Source organism: Mycobacterium sp. NGS15, assembly GCF_059813245.1.
This window is the reverse complement of record NZ_JCALEF010000003.1, coordinates 223,553-246,409: the sequence shown is the minus strand read 5'-3', so window position 1 is coordinate 246,409 and position 22,857 is coordinate 223,553. Positions and strand designations below refer to the sequence as shown.

General features: G+C 64.1%; 20 protein-coding genes and 1 riboswitch. Of the genes, 5 read left to right on the top strand and 15 right to left on the bottom strand.

Features of this window, described 5'->3' with window-relative positions; translation table 11 throughout:
- Positions 1–64: 64 nt before the first annotated feature.
- Positions 65–982 carry an asparaginase gene (locus AC5Y5C_RS08860; RefSeq protein WP_499971815.1) on the top strand — a complete coding sequence of 306 codons (918 nt, stop codon included), beginning with the start codon at positions 65–67 and terminating at the stop codon, positions 980–982.
- Here AC5Y5C_RS08860 and AC5Y5C_RS08855 read toward each other — a convergent pair.
- Positions 947–2,314 (bottom strand): DNA polymerase IV, encoded by a 1,368-nt coding sequence (locus AC5Y5C_RS08855; protein ID WP_499971813.1) that lies wholly within the window; start codon positions 2,312–2,314, stop codon positions 947–949. The genes AC5Y5C_RS08860 and AC5Y5C_RS08855 overlap by 36 nt on opposite strands.
- Positions 2,315–2,475: 161 nt before the next feature.
- On the opposite strand from AC5Y5C_RS08855, the gene AC5Y5C_RS08850 reads away from it, so the two are divergent.
- Positions 2,476–3,045, top strand: coding sequence for a class I SAM-dependent methyltransferase (locus AC5Y5C_RS08850; protein ID WP_499971044.1), 570 nt, complete (start codon positions 2,476–2,478; stop codon positions 3,043–3,045).
- 8 nt (positions 3,046–3,053) lie between these two features.
- On the opposite strand, the gene ileS is transcribed toward AC5Y5C_RS08850, so the two are convergent.
- Both ileS and AC5Y5C_RS08840 read right to left on the bottom strand, forming a co-directional pair.
- Positions 3,054–6,266: an isoleucine--tRNA ligase gene (gene ileS / locus AC5Y5C_RS08845; RefSeq protein ID WP_499971042.1), complete on the bottom strand. Its 3,213-nt coding sequence runs from the start codon at positions 6,264–6,266 to the stop codon at positions 3,054–3,056.
- A 239-nt stretch (positions 6,267–6,505) separates the two neighbouring features.
- Positions 6,506–7,762: an MFS transporter gene (locus tag AC5Y5C_RS08840; RefSeq protein WP_499971040.1), complete on the bottom strand. Its 1,257-nt coding sequence runs from the start codon at positions 7,760–7,762 to the stop codon at positions 6,506–6,508.
- A 90-nt stretch (positions 7,763–7,852) separates the two neighbouring features.
- Between AC5Y5C_RS08840 and AC5Y5C_RS08835 the strand changes: the two genes are divergently transcribed.
- Complete coding sequence (locus AC5Y5C_RS08835; protein ID WP_499971039.1) at positions 7,853–8,725, top strand: LysR family transcriptional regulator; 873 nt, start codon at positions 7,853–7,855, stop codon at positions 8,723–8,725.
- A 15-nt stretch (positions 8,726–8,740) separates the two neighbouring features.
- Positions 8,741–9,799 carry a putative nucleotidyltransferase substrate binding domain-containing protein gene (locus AC5Y5C_RS08830; RefSeq protein ID WP_499971037.1) on the top strand — a complete coding sequence of 353 codons (1,059 nt, stop codon included), beginning with the start codon at positions 8,741–8,743 and terminating at the stop codon, positions 9,797–9,799.
- On the opposite strand, the gene AC5Y5C_RS08825 is transcribed toward AC5Y5C_RS08830, so the two are convergent.
- The 4 genes from AC5Y5C_RS08825 to mutA are packed head-to-tail and all read right to left on the bottom strand — an operon-like array spanning position 9,788 to position 15,473.
- Entirely contained in the window at positions 9,788–10,372 is a 585-nt protein-coding gene (locus AC5Y5C_RS08825) for a hypothetical protein (protein WP_499971035.1), read from the bottom strand. The two genes, AC5Y5C_RS08830 and AC5Y5C_RS08825, sit on opposite strands and share 12 nt — an antisense overlap.
- A gap of 10 nt (positions 10,373–10,382) precedes the next feature.
- Positions 10,383–11,363 (bottom strand): methylmalonyl Co-A mutase-associated GTPase MeaB, encoded by a 981-nt coding sequence (meaB, locus tag AC5Y5C_RS08820; RefSeq protein WP_499971033.1) that lies wholly within the window; start codon positions 11,361–11,363, stop codon positions 10,383–10,385.
- On the bottom strand, positions 11,363–13,642 hold the full coding sequence (scpA, locus tag AC5Y5C_RS08815; protein ID WP_499971031.1) for a methylmalonyl-CoA mutase: 2,280 nt from the start codon (positions 13,640–13,642) through the stop codon (positions 11,363–11,365). Before scpA ends, meaB begins: the two co-directional genes overlap by 1 nt.
- A gap of 1 nt (position 13,643) precedes the next feature.
- Complete coding sequence (gene mutA / locus AC5Y5C_RS08810) at positions 13,644–15,473, bottom strand: methylmalonyl-CoA mutase small subunit (RefSeq protein ID WP_499971029.1); 1,830 nt, start codon at positions 15,471–15,473, stop codon at positions 13,644–13,646.
- Between the two features lie 180 nt (positions 15,474–15,653).
- On the opposite strand from mutA, the gene AC5Y5C_RS08805 reads away from it, so the two are divergent.
- Positions 15,654–16,385 (top strand): TVP38/TMEM64 family protein, encoded by a 732-nt coding sequence (locus AC5Y5C_RS08805; RefSeq protein ID WP_499971027.1) that lies wholly within the window; start codon positions 15,654–15,656, stop codon positions 16,383–16,385.
- On the opposite strand, the gene AC5Y5C_RS08800 is transcribed toward AC5Y5C_RS08805, so the two are convergent.
- From AC5Y5C_RS08800 to AC5Y5C_RS08765, 8 genes are all read right to left on the bottom strand, one after another.
- The gene (locus tag AC5Y5C_RS08800) at positions 16,382–16,756 is read right to left on the bottom strand and encodes a DoxX family protein (protein WP_499971025.1); all 375 of its coding nucleotides are present in this window, start codon (positions 16,754–16,756) and stop codon (positions 16,382–16,384) included. The two genes, AC5Y5C_RS08805 and AC5Y5C_RS08800, sit on opposite strands and share 4 nt — an antisense overlap.
- Positions 16,753–17,121, bottom strand: a complete 369-nt coding sequence (locus AC5Y5C_RS08795; protein ID WP_499971023.1) for a DoxX family protein — start codon at positions 17,119–17,121, stop codon at positions 16,753–16,755. Before AC5Y5C_RS08795 ends, AC5Y5C_RS08800 begins: the two co-directional genes overlap by 4 nt.
- A gap of 53 nt (positions 17,122–17,174) precedes the next feature.
- Positions 17,175–17,306, bottom strand: a complete 132-nt coding sequence (locus AC5Y5C_RS08790; RefSeq protein ID WP_499971022.1) for a hypothetical protein — start codon at positions 17,304–17,306, stop codon at positions 17,175–17,177.
- An 86-nt stretch (positions 17,307–17,392) separates the two neighbouring features.
- Entirely contained in the window at positions 17,393–19,060 is a 1,668-nt protein-coding gene (locus AC5Y5C_RS08785; RefSeq protein ID WP_499971811.1) for an Nramp family divalent metal transporter, read from the bottom strand.
- A gap of 68 nt (positions 19,061–19,128) precedes the next feature.
- A complete protein-coding gene (locus AC5Y5C_RS08780; protein WP_499971020.1) occupies positions 19,129–20,433 on the bottom strand; it encodes a magnesium transporter MgtE N-terminal domain-containing protein in 1,305 nt (434 codons plus the stop codon).
- A 137-nt stretch (positions 20,434–20,570) separates the two neighbouring features.
- Positions 20,571–20,708 (bottom strand): hypothetical protein, encoded by a 138-nt coding sequence (locus AC5Y5C_RS08775; RefSeq protein ID WP_167668454.1) that lies wholly within the window; start codon positions 20,706–20,708, stop codon positions 20,571–20,573.
- Positions 20,709–20,940: 232 nt separating this feature from the next.
- Positions 20,941–21,109: riboswitch (M-box (ykoK) riboswitch) on the bottom strand.
- 70 nt (positions 21,110–21,179) lie between these two features.
- Positions 21,180–22,346, bottom strand: a complete 1,167-nt coding sequence (locus AC5Y5C_RS08770; protein WP_499971019.1) for an SPFH domain-containing protein — start codon at positions 22,344–22,346, stop codon at positions 21,180–21,182.
- A gap of 30 nt (positions 22,347–22,376) precedes the next feature.
- A complete protein-coding gene (locus tag AC5Y5C_RS08765) occupies positions 22,377–22,802 on the bottom strand; it encodes an NfeD family protein (RefSeq protein WP_499971018.1) in 426 nt (141 codons plus the stop codon).
- Positions 22,803–22,857 lie beyond the last annotated feature (55 nt).

Here is a 22,857-nt window from a genome sequence, read left to right as displayed (position 1 = left end):
TGCGATGATCGCCGCTGTGCCCGATGTTCTTCACCCCACAGGCTCATCGCCAACCCTTGCGCTGTTGACCACCGGCGGAACCATCGCAACTGCTGTCGACGGCGATGGCATCGCCCGACACCGCAGTTCAGGGGACGACCTGCTCGCGGCGTCCGGATACGGCGATGTCGCAGTGCACGACCTCATGGCAATCGACAGCGCGGAAATGACCCCGCAACGCTGGCAACAGATCGCCGCTGCGGTCCGTGGACATATCGCGAGCGGGGCCACCGGGATCGTCCTCGCGCACGGTACGGACACCTTGGAGGAGACGGCGCTCTGGCTCGCACTGACGTGCGCGGCGCCGGTGCCCGTCGTACTCACCGGGGCACAACGCAGCGGCGACCACCCCGAATCCGATGGCCCGGGCAACCTGCGCGATGCGCTGACGGTGGCCGCAAGCGGTGAGGCCGTCGGCGTGGTGGTGTGCTTCGCCGGACACGTATACCCGGCGCTGGGCATCCGCAAGGTCGACCTTGCCGCGCCTGACGGATTCGCCGGTGTCGCCCCTATCGGTCAGGTGCGCGACGGTGTGTTCGTACGCAGCGGCGAGGAACCCTCGCCGTTCCTCGGCACCGTTACCCGCCCTGCGTTACCCCGCGTCGACATCGTGAGCCTCTACCCGGGCGCCGACGCCGTGGCACTCGATTCCTACGCGCGGGCCGGTGCGCAGGGACTCGTGCTGGAATCGATGGGCGCCGGAAACGCCAATGACGTTGTCATCGAATCAGTTTCGCGCCAGGTCGAGAACGGTATCCGGGTTCTAGTCACCACCCGGGTGCCGGGTGGTGCACTGGCGCCCGGTTACGCGCCGGGGCAAAAACTGATCGATGCCGGCGGCGTGACGGTGTCGCGGCTTCGTTCCGGACAAGCGCGCGTGCTGTTGATGGCGGCCCTGGCCACCGGCTCAGATCTCGTCTCCGTTGTCGAGCGGCTCGGCTGACTCCGTCGGCCAGTCCAGACTCGCCACCGGGTCGGCGCGGGTGACGCACGGGTCGTCGACGCCGAAGGTACGGGCGATGCCAGGCCCGCTGCTTCGTGTCTCAAACCTCACGGTCATGACGCCATGTCCCGTGCCCTGAATCCAGCCATGGCCAAACTCGGGATGGGCGACGTCATCACCGATTCCCCAGCTCGCGGCGCTCGGGGCAGGCGCTGCGGTAGATGGAGCCTCGTCGGTTTCGGCAACCGATTCGTTCTGGTCCAAATCAGGAAAGAGCGAGGTCTGCTGAACGTCGGAGAATCCTGAGAATCCCACGCCAACAAGGCGAATGGGGCCGATCTCGACGGGGTCCAGGAGCAGCCGGCGCGCGGCCGACATCAGCACGGCACGTTCGGTGGTGGCATAAGGCATGGTCGCCGACCTGGTCAGGATGCTCATGTCCGAGCGGCGCAGTTTCACGGTGACGGTACGTACACCACGACCGTGCTTGATGAGCCGGCGATGGGCGTGCACTCCGATGGGCTCGATGGCCTCGCGTAGTTGATCGAGAGTTGTCAGGTCCTGGGCGAAGGTGGATTCCGCGCTGATCTGTTTGGTTTCGGCGCGTTCGGCCACGGGGCGCTCATCGATGCCGCGCGCGAGTTGGTGCAGGGCGGGGCCGATCGTGCCGCCCAGCACCGAGGCCACCTCACTGGTCTGTAATGCTGCAAACTGACCAATGGTATTGATTCCCAGCCGATTCAGGCGCTCTTCCGCCACGGGCCCAATCCCCCACAACTTGCGCACCGGGAGATCATCGAGAAGCGTGCCTTGCTCCTCGGGCGCGACGATCCGCACCCCGTCGGGTTTAGCCAATCCGGATGCGATCTTGGCAAGCTGCTTCCCGGACCCCGCCCCGACCGATGCAGTGAGCCCGGTCTCGGCGAGCACCCGCGAACGAAGCTCGTCGATGTACTCAGCCACGGTTGCGGTTGTGGCCCCGGCGAGTTCAACGGGCTCACCGAAAGCCTCGTCGAAGGACAGCTGTTCGAGAACCGGGATCATCGAGCGCACCGTCGCGAACACCCGCCGACTGGCGACGCCGTACACCGCGCCGCGAGGCGGCAAGACGACGACATTGATGCCGACCAGACGCCGCGCCTGATGCATGGGCATGGCCGAGCGGGCACCGAAAACACGGGCCTCGTAGCTCGCACCGGCCACCACTCCCCGGCCTCCGGTACCGCCGACGAGGACCGGACGATCACGCAGGGTTGGCCGGGTCAGCTGCTCGACCGAGGCGAAGAAGGCGTCCATGTCGAGGTGCAGAACCCATCGACCGGCAGCACACACCCGATCATCGTATTGCGGAGGTCGGACGCCACCCGGCGCGGCGACTCCGGCCGCACACAGCACGCCGAATTCGCCGCGCAGCCTGAGGCAGTGGCCGAACCCCGATAGAAGATGGCCGAATGACGGTACTCGGACAGCCGTCACGTCCCTAGCCTGGTGCCATGGCAATGAATTTGGTGCACCGTTGGTGTTGTAGCTCGGACATGTGGGCACGTAAGACCGAGTCGCAGCTCCTCCCGTGGGCGCTGCAGGGGATTGAGCTCGGTGAGGACACCCTGGAAATCGGTCCCGGCTATGGCGCGAATCTGCGCGTGCTGACCGCGCGCACCCCGCGCCTCACCGCCGTGGAAATCGACGAGACCATGGCGTCCCGGTTACAGCGGCTGTACGGCGATCAGGCCACGGTGATCCAGGGTGACGGCACCAAGCTCGGCTTCGATAGCAACCGTTTCAGCTCCGTGGTGTGCTTCACCATGCTGCACCATGTCCCGACGCCCGATCTGCAGGATGAACTGTTCGCACAGGCACACAGGGTGCTGGCCCCGGGCGGGGTTTTCGCCGGCAGCGACGGCGTGCATTCCACCTTCTTCCGGCTGCTGCACATCGGTGACACCTATAACCCGGTGCCGGCCACGTCGCTACCGGATCGTCTGCAGGCGGCGGGTTTCACCGATATCGAACATCACCTCGACGGAGGCAACCAGCGCTGGCGAGCCGTGAAGGCCGCGTAAGGCTGGCGCTAACCCCCCGCCTTGTTCAGGGACACCCGGACCCCGTCGCCGAGATCGGCGGCGGGCGTCTGCACATTCTGGCCGACTTCGCCGATTTCCAGTGTCGTGGCCAGGATTTCGCCGGCGATGAGGTCGCGGTGACGTTCCGCCCAGGAGTGACGTTCCACGGGCACCTGGAGGATGACCTCGACACGGTCGGACACCTCCAGACCCGTGGACTTGCGAAGGTCCTGGAGCTCCCGGATGAGATCACGCGCCCATCCCTCGGCCTCCAACTCCTCGGTCACGGTGTCATCGAGGATGACCAGTCCCCCACCCTCGGGAAGTGCCGCCGTGGAATCCGGCTCCGCGGCCACCAGTTTCGAATCGAACTCACCCTCCTGCAGGGTGATCCCGGCGGCGATAACGGTTCCGTCGGCCTGCTGAGCCCAATCGCCGGCCTTGACGGCGCGGATGACCGTCTGCACCTCCTTGCCCAGCCGAGGGCCCGCGGCACGCGCGTTGACGGTCAATTCGAACTTGCCGAAGGCGGCGATATCATCGGTCAGTTCAACAGATTTCACGTTCAGCTCATCGGCGATCAGGGCCGCGTACGGCTCCAACCGCTGCGGGTCGGGCACAGCGACCGTCAGTTTGAGCAGCGGCAGCCGCACCCGCAGCTTCTTGGCCTTACGCAAGGACGAGCCCGTCGAGGCCACCTTTCGCACCTCGTCCATGGCGGCCACCAGATCGGGGTCGGCGGGCAGCGCCGATTCGGGCACCCAATCGGTGAGGTGCACAGACCGCTCCCCCGTCAACCCCTTCCACACCACCTCGGTAGTCATCGGCAACAGCGGTGCGGCCAGACGGCAGGTCGTCTCCAGGACCGTGTGCAGAGTGTCGATCGCATCCGCGTCCTCGTCCCAGAACCGCGAGCGTGACCGTCGCACATACCAGTTGGTCAGTGCGTCAGTGAACTGCCTCAGCTGTTCACATGCGCCCGAGACATCGCAGATATCCATGGCCGCGGTGAGGTCGTCGCGCAGCTGCGCGAGTTTGGCCAGGATGTACTTGTCGAGCACCTGAGTCGAATCGGTGCGCCACGTGCCGGGTTTGGGCGCATACAGCTGCAGGAAGCTCCATGCGTTCCACAGCGGCAGGATCACCTGTCGCACGCCCTCGCGAATACCCTGCTCGGTGACAATCAGATTGCCGCCGCGCAAGATTGGCGACGCCATGAGGAACCAGCGCATCGCATCGGAGCCGTCGCGGTCGAACACCTCGTTGACATCCGGGTAATTGCGCAGCGACTTGCTCATCTTCTGGCCGTCGTTGCCCAGCACGATGCCGTGCGATACGCAGGTTCTGAACGCGGGCCGATCGAAGATCGCGGTCGCTAACACGTGCATAACGTAGAACCAGCCGCGAGTCTGGCCGATGTACTCGACGATGAAGTCGGCCGGGAAGTGGTTCTCGAACCACTCGGCGTTCTCGAACGGATAGTGCACCTGGGCGTACGGCATGGAGCCCGAGTCGAACCAGACATCAAAGATGTCCGGGATGCGGCGCATGGTGGACTTGCCGGTCGGATCGTCCGGATTGGGCCGGGTCAGCTCATCAACGTACGGCCGGTGCAGATTTGTCGGACGGACTCCGAAGTCGCGTTCCAGCTCGTCGAGACTGCCGTACACGTCGATACGCGGATACGTCGGATCGTCAGACTTCCACACCGGAATCGGGCTGCCCCAGTAACGATTTCGAGAAACCGACCAGTCGCGCGCGCCTTCCAGCCACTTGCCGAACTGACCATGCTTGACGTGCTCGGGGTACCAGGTGATCTGCTCGTTGAGCTCCACCATCCGGTCCCGGAACTCGGTCACCTTGATGAACCAAGACGACACCGCACGGTAGATCAACGGATTTCGGCACCGCCAGCAGTGCGGGTACGAGTGGTCATAGGTCTCATGACGCAACAGAGCGGCGCCATTGGTACCCGCGGAACCGGTGCCGTTCTTGAGGTCCTTGATGATCTGCGCGTTGGCATCGAACACCTGTTGCCCCTGGTAATCGGGCACGGTGGCGTCGAATCGGCCCTTCGAGTCGACAGGGGTGACGGGCGTGATCCCCGCCTTGTCGGTGACGTTCTTGTCTTCTTCACCGTAGGCCGGGGCCATATGCACGATTCCGGTGCCGTCCTCGGTGGTGACGTAATCACCCGACAGCACCGTGAAAGCATTCGGTGACGCATCCTGCTGGAAATACGGGAACGGCGGGAGGTAGCGCATGCCCAGTAGCTCGGCCCCGGTGTAGGTGTCCAGCACCGTGGGCTCTTCACCAAGCTCACGGGCATAAGACCCGAGCCGCGCCTGTGCCAACAGGTAACGGTCTTCTGACCCCTCCGGCTTGACGACGGCATAGGTCACCTCGGGGTTGACCGCGACCGCCAGGTTCGAGGGCAACGTCCAGGGCGTTGTGGTCCAGATCAGCAGGCGTGCACCGTCGAGCACCGCCCATCGGCTGTCCTCGTTGCCGGCGATCCGGTACCCCACGGTGACCGCCGGATCCTGCCGGCTCTGGTACACGTCGTCGTCCATGCGCAGTTCGTGATTGGACAGCGGCGTCTCGTCGCGCCAGCAGTACGGCAGTACGCGGTATCCCTCGTACGCCAATCCCTTGTCCCACAATTGTTTGAACGCCCAGATGACCGATTCCATAAAGGTCGGGTCGAGTGTTTTGTAGTCGTTGTCGAAGTCCACCCAGCGCGCCTGCCGGGTGACGTAGTCGCGCCATTCCTTCGTGTAGCGCAGCACCGACTCGCGACAGGCGTCGTTGAACTCGGCGATACCCATATCGTCGATCTGCGATTTGTCGGTGATGCCCAGCTGGCGTTCCACCTCCAGCTCGGCGGGCAAACCATGTGTGTCCCAACCAAATCGGCGGTCCACCTGGTATCCGCGCATGGTCTGATAACGCGGCACGATGTCCTTGACGTACCCGGTGAGCAGATGCCCGTAGTGCGGCAGCCCGTTGGCGAAGGGAGGCCCGTCATAGAAGACGTACTCCGGGGAGCCTTCACGATGGGCGATGCTGGCGCGGAAGGTGTTGTCCGCGTCCCAGTAGCGCAGCACCTGCTTTTCCAGCGCGGGAAGGTTCGGCGATCCAGTGCGCAGATCGGCGCCAAGATCGGTGCGCGGGTACGCGTCGGTTCGCTGGCTCTGATGCTCTTCGCCCGAGGGGCTCATCGCGGTCTCCCTGTGCTCGCCGGCACGGGGACGATGGGACGCCGTCGGCGTACCTCCGCGGTACCACCCCGCTTGCCCTGCGGTGAACCGCTCGGCGAAGAGCGTGAGCACCGCGGGCCTCTCACAACGGCTGTGACGGGCCTGCCCGTCCGGTTCTACTGGGTTATCCGCGCTGAGCACGGAACTGTTCTTCCGGAGACTCCCCGGTGATGGCCGGATCGGTGTCTGTAGTGCTGATTCTATTCGGGTGCGTTGATATGGCCAAACCGGTTTCGAAGCACCATCACTGCCGCCAGGACCAGGGCAATCGTCAACAACGCGGCCACGAAGAGCACCGTCAATGCCCACCCGCCGGCTTGGTATGCCAGGCCCCCCGCGGCCCCCGCCACCGAACTGCCGAGGTAGTAGCTGAACAAGTACAGCGCAGAAGCCTCGGCACGATCGCGCTGCGCGACGGCGCCCACCCACCCGCTCGCGACGGTGTGAGCCGCGAAGAAGCCAGCGGTGAACACGCCCACACCGATGATCACCGCGACGAGTGAATCCGGGATGGTCAGTGCGAGTCCTACGACCGTGATGGCTACCGCCGCGATGAGGACCAGGCCCCGGCCTCGCCGGTCCGCCAGCCGTCCGGCCACCGCCGAGGACACCGTTCCCGCGAGGTACAGCAGAAATAACAGTCCGGCGATAGCCGTGGGAAGTCCAAACGGAGGCGCCACCAGGCGATAGCCCAAGTAGTTGTACACGGTGACGAACCCACCCATGAGCACGAAGGCAAGTGCGAACATGATGAGCAGAACCGGGTTACGCACATGTGTGCCGAGAATCCGCATCGTGGTGCCGACTCGGACCCGCTTCGGCACAAAGAATTGCGACCTAGGAAGCAGCATCGCAAAAAGCACCGTGCACACCAAGGTCATGGCACCACTCCCCAGTAACGCTGTCCGCCAATTACTGACGTCCAGCACCGAGGACGCAACCAGCCGGCCGGCAAGTCCACCGACCGTCGTTCCCGCGATGTATCTGCCCATCGCCGACCCCAGTGAGCCCGGATGCACCTCTTCGGCCAGGAATGCCATTGCTACTGCCGGAATTCCGGCCAGTGCAACACCTTCGGCGGCGCGGCCGATCAGCAGCACCGCGAAGGTGGGACTGGCCGGTAGCAGCAGCCCGATAATCGTCGTGGCGATCGCCGAGACCAGCATGACCCGGGTACGGCCGTACCGTTCCGAGAGCGCACTCGCCGGAATGATCGACAACGCGAGCATTCCGGTGGTCACCGAGACAGTCAGTGCGGCGGCTGCGGGACTTACCCCGAAATCCGTGGACAGCGCCGGGAGCACCGCCTGCGTCCCGTAGAGGGCAGCGAATGTCGCGAGCCCGGCGGCGAACAGCGCGCCGGTCAGCCGCCGATATCCGGCGGTGCCCGTCGCGTGGGGCACCGGATCCGCAGCGCAGAACGCCGGGCTGCTTTGGGTACTCGGGGCCACCGCCATGGATGTAGATGCTCCCTCGGCCAGGCATATCACGGAAATGAGCAATTCAGCGTTCTATAATTCATTTGGCGCATAAACGGAGGTAAAAGCATGGCGGATGGCGACTACGAGTGGTACATCACACTCGCTGAGCGGCAAAACGTCACCGCGGCCGCCGAGCAGCTCCAACTCGCCCAGCCCACGCTCACCCGAATGCTGGCCAGATTGGAACGCCGGCTCGGCGTTCGGCTGTTCGACCGGCACGGTAAGCGGCTCACCTTGAACCCGTCCGGGCGGATCTTCTATCAGCACGCCCGTCGCGCCCAGATGGAACTGGACTCTGCTCGTCGAACCATCAACGACCTCGCCAACCCCGCCGAGGGTGAGATCCGGCTCGGATTCCTGCACACTTTCGGCCCCACCCTCGTCGCCCGCCTGATTGCCGGCTTCGCCGCGACCTCACCGCACGTCCGATTCGTGCTGGAGCAGGGCGCCGCAGGAAGTCTCGATGACCTCGTCGCGAACGGCGATCTTGACGTCGCGATCGTCTCTCCCCGTCCTCGGCGCGCAAACCTTGGATGGCGCAACCTCTTCCGGCAACGTCTCGGTGTCGCCATACCCACGGATCATCGACTGGCGCAGTCAGAAGATGTGTCCATGATCGATCTTGCCGATGAGCCATTCATCGGGATGCATCCGGGATTCGGTATGCGCCGTCTCCTCGAAGAGCTGTGCGCCGCAGCACAATTCCAGCCACGTATCGTGCTCGAGTCGAGCAATCTGACGACGGTTGCGGGCCTGGTCGCGGCCGGCCTCGGCATCACGGTGCTCCCCGTCGACGCCACCGCCTACCCGCCTGATCTGAGGATGTTGCGCCTCGTGGATGCCGACGCTCACCGGGACGTCGGCATCATCTGGAGCTCCGGGCAGCCGCTCTCACGCCCGGTCCGAGATTTCATATCTCACGCCATCGCCTCGACGTAGGTCACAATCATCCCCATGTCTGCCGATGTGCCGCCCGAGAACGGGAACGGGATCGCTCATGCGATAGCGCAGATCGATACCGCCGACGACGAAGCCGGGTTCTGCACCGCAGTGGGCGCGGCGCGGATGATGATCGCCCTCGAGGTACGGGTACGCACACCGGAGGCGACCCTCGCCGCTGCCTGGTCGGAAACGTTGCGGCACAGCATCCACACGGCCGCACGACTGGTCACGAACGGGATGAATCCGGGCTGGAGCTGGTTTGTTTCGGGAAGTGTGGCCCGAGGCGAGGCGGCACCCGGTTCCGATATCGAGACGCTGCTCGCCATCGACGACGAGGTCGACGCTGACGGCAAGACTCACCTGATGGAACTGGCCGCCCGGGTCCACGCGATGCTCGAGTGCGGCGGCATCGGGAGCGATTCGAACGGCGTGCTTGCCAGTCGCGGTCGCTTCTGCCGCCGGACCTCCAACTGGTTCGAAGGAATCGAGCGCTGGTGCGCCAACCCGCCCGAAGACCGCGGCGTGGTGATGGCGGGGCTCATGGCCGACTCTCAAGGAGTGGGCGCGGGATCGTTGTTATCGGACAACGCCCTTCGCACCGAGAATGCCCGCTGCGCGCAACGCCACTACCCCATCCGGCTTGCCATGCTTCAGGACGCAGTGGCCGTACGCGCCGGATTCCCGTCACGGTTAAGGATATTCGCGACGCAGTCCGATACCGTCGATCTCAAGGTCGCGGCGATCGATCCGGTGGTCAAGATCGCACGCTGGGCGGCGCTATCCGCCGGATCCGAAGCACTCTCGACACCAGACCGTCTCAAGGCCGCCGCGACGGCCAACATCCTGGATGCCGGTGATGCCTCGACACTGCAGGATTGCTTCGGATGGCTGCTGCGATTCCGGTGGCAGTCTCGGGCCACGGCCTGGCAGGACGGACAACACATGTCCGACGCCGTGTCACTGTCTGTCCTTGCTCCGCAGGAACGTGCGGTGCTGCGCGCCGTCGCGCGCGAGATCGCCGGCATCCGGCGCAAGCTGATCTACCTGTCCTCGACATCCTCATTCAGATAATCGGTCGTACCAGCGCATGGCCCAGCGGGCATCTCCGAGGGCCGTATGCCGTTGGCCGGCGCTGGGGATCTTCACACCGAATTGCAAGGACAGATTGGAGTAATCGGCGTCCGGTACCAACCCGCGTTCGCGGATCCGTGCCGCCGTGACGGCGACAACGTCGACAAGATCTGGATTCCACGCCGGGGCCACTCCATGGGACAGGAACATCCGCGTCAGGCACTCCGCATCGAACTGCGGTATCACCCCAACGACGGTGGCTCCCGCCGTCCATTCCTTGACGAGCGAAACAGCTTCTGCGGCACGGAAGATGCGAGGAAACTGCAGCGGCCTCAAGCGCACTTGCGGATGCCGTTTATGGAAACCGCTGACCTCGAGGCCGGCCGGATCCGCCGACTCCAGGTCCAGGTCCTGGACGTCCACACAGAGGTGCAACTGCCGTTGCCCGGCATCGGTGCGGCGAATGATCGCCACTTCCCATGGTTGGCGCTCACGGTGAAGGCCAGTGGTCTCGGTATCGAGGAAGACCAGTGGGGTTGAAGATTGGCCTGATTCACCAACGTCACCAACCATCTGAGGCACCCTACGAACTCAGATTCAGCAGCCGCTCGGCAGCCAGTGCGGGTGTCAAGGTGCCATCCCGCACCTGTTGCTCGATTTCGGCACGCGCGGCCTTCACGTCCGGCGCCCTGAGCACCCGATCCAGGACCGCATCGCGCACCATCGCCCACATCCAGTCCACTTGCTGGCGGCGACGTTTAGCCTCGAACTCCCCCGCCTCCGTCAGCACCGCGCGGTGCCGCAGTACGGTGTCCCACATCTCGGAGACCCCGCTGTTCTCCAACGCGCTCATGGTGAGAACCGGTGGGCGCCATAGGGTGTCATGCGGATAGATCAGGCGCAACGCACCCGACAATTCCCGCGCGGCCTTCTGGGCCTCGATGGCGTGCACGCCATCGGCCTTGTTCACCACCACGATGTCGGCAAGCTCGAGTACACCCTTTTTGATGCCCTGCAGCTGATCTCCGGTGCGTGCCAGCGTCAGGAAGACAAAGGTGTCGACCATATTGGCGACGGTGACCTCGGACTGCCCGACGCCGACGGTCTCGATAAGGATGACGTCGAATCCGGCCGATTCCAGCAGCACCACCGTCTCCCGGGTCGCCTTGGCCACCCCGCCAAGCGTGCCCGAGGTCGGCGACGGCCGGATGTAGGCGTCGGGATGTACCGAGAGTCGGCCCATCCGGGTCTTGTCGCCCAGAATCGACCCACCGGTACGCGTCGATGACGGATCCACTGCCAGCACGGCCACCCGATGTCCCTGCGCAATGAGGTACATGCCGAGAGCCTCGATAGTGGTCGACTTCCCCACCCCGGGCACACCGGTAATGCCCACCCGCAGGGCGTTCCCACCATCGGGAGACAAGTCCAACAGCAGCTGCTGGGCCCGCCCCCGATGATCGCCGCGCGTCGACTCGACGAGTGTGATGGCGCGGGCGAGCGCCGAACGATCCCCAGACCGGATCAGAGCCGCCAGACTATCGGGTGACTGTTTTTCCGGCATCAGACGAGGTCGTAGCCGAGCCGCTCGGCCAGCTTGTGCAACAAGCCGATCGCGGCCTCGGCGATGACTGTTCCCGGGGGGAAGATGGCCGCCGCTCCCGCCTCGTACAGCTCGTCGAAATCACCGGGCGGAATGACACCGCCGACGACGATCATGATGTCGGGACGCCCCGCCGCTGCCAATGCCGCTCGCAGCGCCGGCACCAACGTCAGGTGACCCGCGGCCAGGGAGGAGACCCCGACCACATGCACATCGTTGTCGGCAGCTTGACGTGCGACTTCGTCCGGTGTCTGGAACAGCGGGCCCACGTCGACGTCGAAACCGATATCGGCGAAGGCCGTCGCAATCACCTTCTGCCCGCGGTCGTGCCCGTCCTGACCCATCTTGGCGACCAGCACCCGCGGCCGGCGGCCATCGGCGTCGGCGAACTTCTGTACCAGCTCGGTCGCTTGCGTCACGCTGCTAACGGCGCCGTCCCTTCCCACCTCGTCGCGATATACCCCGCTGATGGTACGGATTTCGGCCTGATGCCGGCCATAGACCTTCTCCAGCGCGTCGGAGATCTCCCCGACGGTTGCCTTGTGGCGAGCGGCATTGATGGCCAGCGCCATCAGGTTGTTGCCCAATCCGTCTTCGCCGACACGGCTGGAATCGGCTGCCGCCCTGGTCAGTTCATCGAGCGCACGCTGCGCCGCGTCGTTGTCGCGCTCGGCGCGCAACTGCCGCAACTTGGCAAGCTGTTCGGTTTGCACTCGCGAGTTCTCGACCTTGAGAACCTCGATCTGCTGATCCTGGGTCACCTGGTACTTGTTGACGCCGATCACCGGCTGACGGCCCGAGTCGATACGCGCCTGGGTGCGCGCGGCGGCTTCTTCGATGCGAAGCTTCGGGATGCCCTGATCGATGGCCTGCGCCATTCCGCCAGCCTCGGTGACCTCCCGAATATGCTCGCGTGCACGGGATGCGAGCTGATGTGTCAACCATTCGACGTAGTACGAGCCACCCCACGGGTCGATCGGCCGGCAGGTACCCGACTCCTGCTGAAGGAGCAGCTGGGTATTGCGCGCGATACGCGCCGAGAAATCGGTGGGCAGCGCCAGCGCCTCGTCCAGGGCGTTGGTGTGCAACGACTGGGTGTGTCCCTGGGTCGCGGCCATGGCCTCGATACAGGTGCGCGCCACATTGTTGAACGCATCCTGCGCGGTCAGCGACCAGCCGGAAGTCTGCGAATGCGTACGCAGGGACTGCGATTTCGCACTCTTCGGATCGAACTGAGCAACCAGCTCACTCCACAGCAAGCGCCCGGCCCGCAACTTGGCCACCTCCATGAAGAAATTCATGCCGATGGCCCAGAAGAAGGACAGACGCGGCGCGAACACGTCGATGTCCAGGCCGCCCTCCAGCCCCGCCTTGATGTACTCGACACCGTCGGCCAGGGTGTAGGCCAGCTCCAGATCGGCCGTAGCACCGGCTTCTTGGATGTGGTAGCCGGAGATCGAGATGGAGTTGAACTTCGGCATCTTGGCGCTGGTGTAGGAGAAGATGTCCGAGATGATCCGCATCGACGGCTTCGGCGGGTAGATGTAGGTGTTGCGGACCATGAACTCTTTGAGGATGTCGTTCTGAATGGTCCCGGCCAGTTGTTGGGGACTGACACCCTGCTCCTCCGCTGCCACCACGTACAGCGCCAAAATCGGCAGCACCGCGCCGTTCATGGTCATCGACACCGATACCGACCCCAGGTCGATTCCGTCGAACAGCTGACGCATATCCAGGATGGAATCGATGGCCACACCGGCCATTCCGACGTCGCCCTGTACCCGAGGATGATCGGAGTCGTATCCGCGGTGGGTGGCCAGGTCGAAGGCCACGGACAGGCCCTTCTGACCCGCGGCGAGGTTACGGCGATAGAACGCATTGGATTCGGCGGCCGTCGAGAAGCCGGCGTACTGGCGGATGGTCCACGGCTGATTGACGTACATCGTCGGGTAGGGCCCGCGCAGGAACGGCACCTGACCCGGAAAGGTATCCAGTGGGTACCCCTCGGCCCGCACGGCTTCTCGGTCTGCGGCGGTGTAGACCGGTTTGACTGTGATCGCCTCGGGGGTCTCCCAGTCAAGCTGCTCGCGCGTGTATCCGTGCGCACCCGCGGCCTCTGCCACGGCGGCCTCTACGGCGGAGGCGTCCGGTGCGACCGACACGCGGTCACCGTGCAGCGGCACGTCGGCAAAACTGCCCAGGGTTCCGGCGGATACCGAACGATCCGTGAGGTCAGTCATGTCACGCCCCCAACTTGGTCAGCATGGCCGAAAGAGCTTCGACAGCATTAATTTTCATGGTCAAGTAGCCATCAGGTCGCGATGCCTCAGCAACCTCCCCGACGGACTTCTCGGGCCCCGCGAGATAGACGTCGGTGGCCCCCGCAGCCCTGGCGGCATCGACGACCGCACCCGCCTCGGCGGCATACCGGGCATCCGTGCCACAAATGACGACGAGACGCGCTTCCGAATCCGCGACAGCACCGGCGACCTTTCCGGCATCGAGCAGGCCGGGGTTCACGGCCTCGATACCGCCGGAGGCCAACAGGTTCGAGGCGAATGTGGTGCGCACGTTGTGCTCGGCGAGCGGGCCCAGCGGAATCAGTAGTGCGGTCGGACGCGTACCCGATGCGGCCAGCGCGGCATCCGAGCGGTCCCGGAGGGCCTCGAAATCGGCCGCATACCGGTAGCCCCCGGCGGGATGCGGTGGCAACGGCACCTCTGCCAGGTTCGGGAACTCGTTCACCCCCGTTATGGAGGTACGCCGATGGGCAATGTCCTCGGCTCGCTGTGTGCGCGTCGCGGCGATACGTTCCTGGATCAAATCGGCGGACGCCTCGAATCCGCCCGCGCCCTCGATCTCGGTGAACAACGACCACGCCTGCTGGGCAAGGGTTTCCGTGAGATCCTCGATGTACCAAGAGCCGCCGCCCGGGTCGAGCACCCGACCGACATGAGACTCCTCGATGAGCAACAGCTGCGTGTTCCGGGCGATCCGCGCGGAGAACGCCGGGGATACCGAATCCAGCCCACCGGCGATCGCGTCGTCGAACCGACGCACCCGCACACTGTCCGCTCCACCGACTCCGGCACCGAATGCGGCCAGGGTGGTGCGCAGCATATTCACCCACGGATCACGTTGGGCCATCATCGGTTCGGAGGTCACCGCGTGCATGAGAGCGCCGCCGTCCTCCGGCACGCCGGCGACCTCGGCCACACGGGCCCAGAGCACCCTGGCGGCGCGGAACTTGGCGATCGACACAAACTGATCGTCGGTTGCGGCGAAGCGGAAACTGATCTGCCGCAATGCTTCCGCGATGCCCAGGCCCGCATTCTGCAACAGCCGTAGATACGCGACCCCAACAGCTATCGCGACCGCCAACTCTTGGCTATCGCTGGAACCCAGCTCGTGCGCGATCGTGCCGTCGACGGTAATGGCCCGGATCTGCTCGGTGCGGGCGCTCGCGCGCTCGGCCAAGGCCACCGTCTCCTCGATCGACACGCCCGACCGGTGACCGGTAAAGGCATCACCCAGCGGATCGGCACCGAGGTCGACGACCACCTTGGCGGTGATTCCCTCGTAGGTGTCCAGGACCGACAAGATCGCCTCGGTCACCCCGGTCAGCTCGGCGCCGGCCTCTACTTGGATGGGAGCCAAGTCGAGGTACACCCCCTGCAGCGCACGTCCGACCGCCTCGGGGGTAATACCGGCCAGCACGATGGCGCTGGCCCCCTGCCCCAGCGCGTCGAGAATGGCCTCGTTCACGAGGGCGGCGTCGGTGCCCGCGCCGTCGAAACGCTCGGCGACCTTCCACCCGCTGTTCACATCGCGCCGGGGGTCGCCACCGCGCACGAAGGGCCATTGTCCGGGCAGCGACGGCTCGGGAAGTTCATCGAGTGCCGTGTACAGCGGACGGATCGCTATCCCGTCATATGTCGGCGAATCGAGCAGTCGCTCGGGGTCGGCGGGCAGGTCCTCGACCGCCTTGCGTGTGGTCTTGGCCAACACCCCGGCGACGTTCTTCTGCCACCGCGCGAAGTCACGTCGAATCTCGGGTACCTCAACAGTCACAAAACTGCTCCCTGCTGCTCGTCGTCGAGCGACATATATGGCACTCCATGCCGAAATGCCTATCACACTTAGTCATCAGGCTAAATGACGCCGTCGGCTACTGCCCAGTATGGGGCCGCGGCCATCGCTACACCCGTGTCCTGTCCCCTCCGTTCATTCGGGCTCCGTAGGCTGACGACCATGGGATTCCGGCAGGTCTGGGGCGCAGGCGTCGTCGCAGCACGACGGATCCCGCGGCGTCAGCTGCTGTGGACCGGTGTGGCCGTTCTCATCGTGGCCGCCGCCCTGCTGTTTCTACCGCTGCCGACCGCCCTCCAGATGAGGGATTGGGCTGACGAGCTGGGCCCATGGTTCCCGCTCGCCTTCTTGGCGGCACACACGATCGTGACGGTGCTGCCCTTCCCGCGCACCGCGTTCACCCTGGCTGCCGGACTGCTCTTCGGAACGCAGCTTGGAGTCCTACTGGCTGTCGTCGCGAGCACCGCGAGCGCGGTCTTGGCACTGTGGGGAGTGCGGGCGCTGGGCTGGAAGCTCAGCACGCTGCATCACCGTGCCGCGGTGAGGAACGTCGACAACCAATTGCGCCGGCGCGGTTGGATCGCGGTGATGTCGATGCGGCTCATCCCGGCGGTACCGTTCTCGGTTCTCAACTACGCGGCCGGGGCCTCCGCAGTACGCGTGGTGCCCTACACGCTGGCCACCTCCGTCGGCCTACTTCCGGGCACCCTGGCAGTCGTCGTGCTCGGTGATGCGCTCACCGGACACATCAGTGGCACGCTCTTCGCCGTCTCGCTGGCCACCTCGGTGGTCGGCGTACTGGGAATCCTGTACGAGATCAGGCGCTACAAGCGCACACACACCGAGGTCGCCAGTCCCGAGACCTCCGATGAACCCGAACGGGTCGGCGGCTAGGGCGCAGATTTCCGGTCATCGAACCCCTTGCCCGCAAGGACGGCGAACCACAGCAGCAGGCTTGCCGCCGGCACCGCGTGGAGCGCGTTGTCACGCACCCGTATATGCGCACCGACCGCCAGGGTGAAGTAGACGGCAAGCATGAACGCCGTCAATCGGCCCAGTGCTGTCCACCGGATACCGCCGATGAGCCCCACTGCCGATGCCGACTTGACCACCGGTAGCACCCACCAGATCCGTTGTGGTAAACCCACTTTCTCCAGCGACTCTTTGATGGGTTTGATCGGACGGACGCATACCGCGGCATCGGCGGCCTGGATGGCTGCTAGTGCGGTCAGTACTTTCGGATTCGCCAAAAGCCGCTCTGTCATGACGATTTCGCCGCCATTCCCTTGGTGGCCAGGGTTCCGTATGTGGCTAGCAGCGTCGAGGCCGACATCGCGTTGAGCCCGATGTCGCGCACCCGCAGATGTGCGCCGACGGCCAGACTGAAATAGATGGTGAGCATAACCAGAGTCAGCTTGGCCAGCCACGGAAACCGAATTCCACCCACCAGCCCAAGCGCCGACACGGCCTTGATCGGTGCGAAAATCCACCGGTTTTGTCGCGGATAATGCACATCGTCAAGACATTTAGCCACATAGGGAATCGGCTGGATGCAGATGACGGCATCGACAGCCTGGAAAGAACCCAACAAAGCGAGGACCCGGGGAGATACGAAAGCGTCATTGCTCATCATCCCAGTGAACCACTACGACACCACGTCGTCGATAGGTCGGCCGATTCCCGCTAGTGGGGCGCGTGTGCGCCGAGGGACGCGGAAATTACCGCCAGCGGCGACCGGGCCAGCTGCATGTTGGCGCGCTCTTGCGCGGTCAACTGATGACGCTCCCAGAAACGGCGTAACGCGCGGATACTCATGCATCCATTGGAGGCGGTCGCGCCGCGATAGTCCAGCGCGACCGCCTGTTCCGAACGATTTCATTACGCCTTGCCGGGGGCGTCGTTCAACTCCCGTGCGCGAGTTGAATTGCCTTCACCACCAACAGGATGGCGCCGACAACCAGATATCCACGAAGTGCGAGCATGCCCAACTTGGTCCCAGGACTCCAGGTGACCGGCTCGAGCAATGCGAGCGGCGGCATACGCCAGGTCCGCGCGTCAACGCTCTCGAGGGCCTTGTTCATCGCCACGACCGCCGGATCCACGCGTTGTCTCCCCGACGCCCACCACAGTCCGATCCCGACCAGCGCAGCCAGTACCGCAACACCTACGGCCAGGTCTCCGGCGACCTGTACGACGTCCAGATCTGGGAACAGCGTCGTCGCCATCAAAATGCCGGAAAGAAACAGCAGCACACCGACGATGAGGCCGGCCACAATATTGAGCCACACCTTGTTGACCCACGGACCCAACACCGCCTTGTCATTGCACAACAACAGCAAGAACACACTTGCGCTGGGCAGAAGCAGGCCGGCTAGCGCCTGCACCGCGGTAGTCATGAGCCCGAGCGGGGCATTCGGGATCAGCACGATGGCAGCCCCCACGCCGACCATCACCGTGTACGACAGATAGAACGGTTTGGCGTCCTTGAAGCTGCGGTGCAGAGAGTGCTTGAGCCCAAAAGTGTCACCGAAGGCGTAACTGGTGGCCAGGGTGACAGCGGCCGCTCCGATGATGGACGCATCCAGCAGGACGATCGCAAAGATCTTGCCCAACAACGGCTGAACCTGCCCCAGCCAGTCGGCGATCATCCCCGCATCGCCGACGTCGCCCCATCTGTCCGGGCCCGAGTTGCCGGTCGCGCGGGCCGCGTAATCGGCCGTCATCACCAGGGCGGCGGCACCGATCACCACGACCAATGAGCCGATGACGGTGTCGGCGCGTTCGTACCCGATGAACCGTGGAGTGATGCGCTTGTCGACGATGTTGGACTGCTGGAAGAACAGCTGCCACGGCGCCACCGTGGTGCCCACCATGGCAATGATCAGCAACACCGCACCGGAACTGATACCGCCGTCGATACCCGGCACCACGAAACCGTGTGCAGCTCTTCCCCATTGCGGATCCGACATCATGAACATGGGAATCTGCAGCAGGGTAATCACAATGAACACGAACATGGCTCGCTCCCAGCTGCGGAAGCTACCGGTGGCCATGATGAGAATCAGTGCGATGGCGGCGAAAGGCACCGTGTAGTACTTCGAGGCCCCGAGATACTCGGAAGCCAGTGCCACGCCGATGAATTCGGTGACAAGAGTGAGAAAGTTCAGGATGAACAAGTCACCTACCGAGAACCAGCCCCAACCACGACCGAACCGTTCGTTGATCAACCGCGCGTGTCCGACCCCAGTGACCGCACCAAGGCGAACCACCATCTCCTGATTGACAACAAGAACCGGGATGAGCAGCAACAGTACCCACAGCAAGCTGTACCCGTAGCTCTGACCGGCCTGGGCATACGTCGCAACGCCGCCGGCATCGTTGTCGCCGACCATGACGATGATGCCCGGCCCCAAGATGGCGGCCATCGTCGCCATCCGTGTCTTGAAGGTGCGCGCCTGGCCGGGGTCGCTCACACTGATTCGGCCGAACGCACCTTCGATGTCACCCAGATGGGCCGAATCGAGTACGGCACTCTGTGACTGAGTCGTAACTACTTGCGGAGCCCCAATAACGTCGCTGCCGTGACTTTCCTGGCTGTCCCGGCTGTTTCTGGGGGCGCCGACGATCCTGTTTTCGCTCATGGCGTGACTCCGTCTGGGCTCGACGCAACCTGGCGCACCGGACGCGGGGCGGGCTCACGACGACGCCAATCCTCAGGGATGAGCGCGGCCAGCACATCGTCATAGGTCACGACGCCGAGCACCTTGTCGCCCTCGTCGACGACGGGAATCAAGGCCAGGTTGTAGTCGGCCATCAGCAATGCGACGTCCGTCAGGTCAGCCTCCGGGGCGACGCGCACCGGATCGTCGTCCATGATCGATTGCACGGCAGCACCAGGATCGGCCTGCAGAAGCCGTATTACCGACACCACACCCACCAGCTCGCCGTTGTCGGAAACCACGTGCACCTTCAGAAGCGCCTCGGGCTGAAGGGATTTCGCCTCCGAAATCGCACCAAGCGCATCACCCGCCGTGCCGCCGGGTACGCACGAGACAATATCCACATTCATCAGACCACCGGCCGACTCGGGGCTGAACCCCATCAACGTGACCACCTTCGTACGTTGCGGTCCCGGCATGAGATCCAAGACGGCTCGTCGACGGGACTGCCGCAGGTCGAAGATTGCGTCTGCCGCGTCGTCTGCACGCATCCGGCCAAGAAGGGCCGCGACGTCCACATCGGACATGTCTTGAAACAGCTTGCTGGCCTTGTCCGAATCGAGCTCCTCGAATACATCGGCCTCGAGCTCCGGGTTGTCACGGACACGGTCGAGGATCTCGCCGCCCTCCTCCTTGGTGGCCTCCTCGAGCAGGTCAGCGATCTCGGCGGGCTTGAGCGTGTTCACTCTCCCCCCGACGCGGCGCGCCAACAGTGACCCACCATGGCCGATCATCGGCTCGAAGGCCTTCCAATCCCTACCGGCCTGACCCGCGCCCGCCCTGATCAAACCGAAAAATCTTGCGGGACGACGTGTATCGAGCCGGGCAAGGATCCATCCCTCGGCTGATTCCACGAGTTCGATGTCGTAGGCATGCACCAGCTCGGCGTTGTCCACATCGATGAACCGGTGATCGAGCACGTCCTCTTCGAGCAGGTATTCCCCGTCTCGGCGTTCGAAGCCGCGAAGGTCAACTTTGTTCTTACTCAATTCAATTCGATCCGGTGCCACGATGGAAACGACACTCGCGGACACGAACACCCTGCGCCCACCCATGTCGACGACGCACCCGGTGACAAGCGGGTATTCATCCGACCCGCGGAGCCGAACGATGACGTCCTCCAGCCGGCCGATCGTGTCGCCGGAGCGCGCAACCACCGGAGCCTTCAACAGATCCGAGAATTGAATTACTCGCGGCGTAGCCGCCTTATTCGAAGTAGCCATGCCGACTCCTCAGCGTTGGGCCAATACGCTCCGTCCGCCCGGTGGGCGGCCGAAGCGTATTGGCCTCGAATGAATTCCGAATGTCCGCGCACTGTGAATCGACTGTGCGTGGACGGCGATAGCGGTATCCCTCAGGGTTACCGCGGTGGATGCGCCCCCAGCGACGCCGAAACAACCGCCAGCGGCGAGTAAGCCAGTTGCAGATTGGCGCGCTCTTGCGGGGTCAGCCGGTGCCGTGTCCACAGCCGGCGTACTGCGTTGAATGTTGTGCTCATGATCGGACTCCTTGCGGGGAAGCCGCATACCTGAACGCAAGCGTCAAAAACATTGACTAAAGCGAGGTTTCACCCTCGAATGAGCAGCAAGGTATGCGGCAGCTGTTGTCTATGCGGACTGTCTCCGGATATCACGGTTGTGCCTCACCTCCTTGCCGTCGGGGCGCACGCGGGCGCCAGCTGTCGGAACAACGACCACAAGAGAGAAATACCGGACAGCGACGTCGCCCGGCATGCACCCCTCTCGTCAGGGCTTCGGCACTACGTGACGTGTCCGCTCGCGGAAGCCACTTCGGGTCATCCCTTAGTCCGGGAAGACCTGTCCTAACCTTGGGCGTCTCTCGACGTCGTCAGATCAGTGGCCTGTATTCACGTAGGAGCCTCACCTAGCAAGGTGCTGAACCGGTTCCCATGATGGGCCGGAGGAATCTCCTTGTCAAGGCGACTACGCCGGTGCCGACACTGCGGATGTCACGCTCCCGGTAGTCCGTGACGGCTCGCCGGGTCGATCGCGGGGTCGGTCGCGGGGTCCGCGGCCCCGATCTCCTGGGCCGCGGATTGCGCAGCGGCAACCGCCGCAGCGACTTCGGGCGTGGTCTTGGTTTCGAACCACCCGGCAACCTCGGCGGAATCGTCCTCGGGACGCTCGGTTGACTCGTCGTCCGGGGACGGTTCATAGCGGAACACGCCGTCAGACCCGGGGGCACCCAGCAGCTTGGTGAACCCCTGCAGTGCCGAACCGAAGTCACTGGGAATGAGCCAAACCTTGTTGGCTTCCCCCTGGGCCATCTTGGGTAGCGTCTGTAAATACTGGTACGCCAACAACTCTGGAGTCGGCTTACCCGATTTCACTGCGGCAAAGACCTTTTCAATGGCCTTGGCCTGGCCCTGCGCCTGTAGATACTGGGCTGCACGCTCACCCTCGGCACGGAGGATGCGGGACTGGCGTTCACCTTCGGCGGCCAGGATCGCCGATTGCCGGGAACCTTCAGCGGCGAGGATCTGTGCCTGCTTCTGTCCCTCTGCCGACAGGATTGCCGCCTGCCTGGCACCTTCGGCAGACAGGATCATGGCGCGCTTCTCACGGTCGGCCTTCATCTGCTTTTCCATCGATTCCTGCACCGAAGGCGGCGGATCGATGGATCGCAGCTCGACCCGCGCGACGCGCAGGCCCCAGCGTCCGGTGGCCTCGTCCAGTACGCCACGCAACTGACCGTTGATCTGGTCACGCGAGGTCAACGTCTGCTCCAGCGTCATACCGCCCACCACATTGCGCAGCGTGGTGGTGGTGAGCTGTTCCACACCGACGATGTAGTTACTGATCTCGTACACCGCAGCTTGCGGATTGGTGACCTGGAAGTAGACAACGGTATCGATATTCACCGTAAGGTTATCCTCGGTGATCACCGGTTGGGGCGGAAAGGACACCACTCGTTCGCGCAGATCAACCTTGGCCCGGATTCGGTCGACGAACGGCACCAGAATGGTCAACTGCCCACTCACGGTCTTCGAATACCGCCCCAGGCGCTCGATCACCGCGGCCTCCGCCTGCGGGACGAGTGCTACGGACTTCAGCACGATGGTGACGCCCAGGATGATCAAGACGATCAGCACAAAGGCCCCGGCAGCTACTCCCATACCCGTACTCCTGTCACTGAGATTATTACGCTAGATCTTCTCGACAACCGCCGTCGCACCGTCGATTTGAACAACCGTCACCGTCTCTCCCTGCTCAAACCGGCCCGACTTCTCCAGGCTACGGGCGGACCACATCTCACCGCCGAGCCGAATCAGCCCATGGAGATCATCGACCGGTTCAATCACAATGGCACTCTTGCCCTCCAACGCCCTGGCGTTGGTATGCAGGATTGGGCCCGCCGTCAGCCGCTTACGCAACGCGGGCCGCACACCGACCAGCAAAATCACCGCGCTGATGACGAAGACCAGTCCCTCGGCCCATAGCGGCATGTCGAACACCCATCCGACACCGGCGGTGACCAGGGCCGAACCACCGAGCATCAACAGGAACATGTCACCTGTCATCAACTCGGCGGCCGCGAGCAGGATGCCTGCGACGAGCCACACAATCGGCATGAGTCCACATTAGACCGCGTGGGCAACTGGTGGGGGCGGATACGGGGCCTTAGAC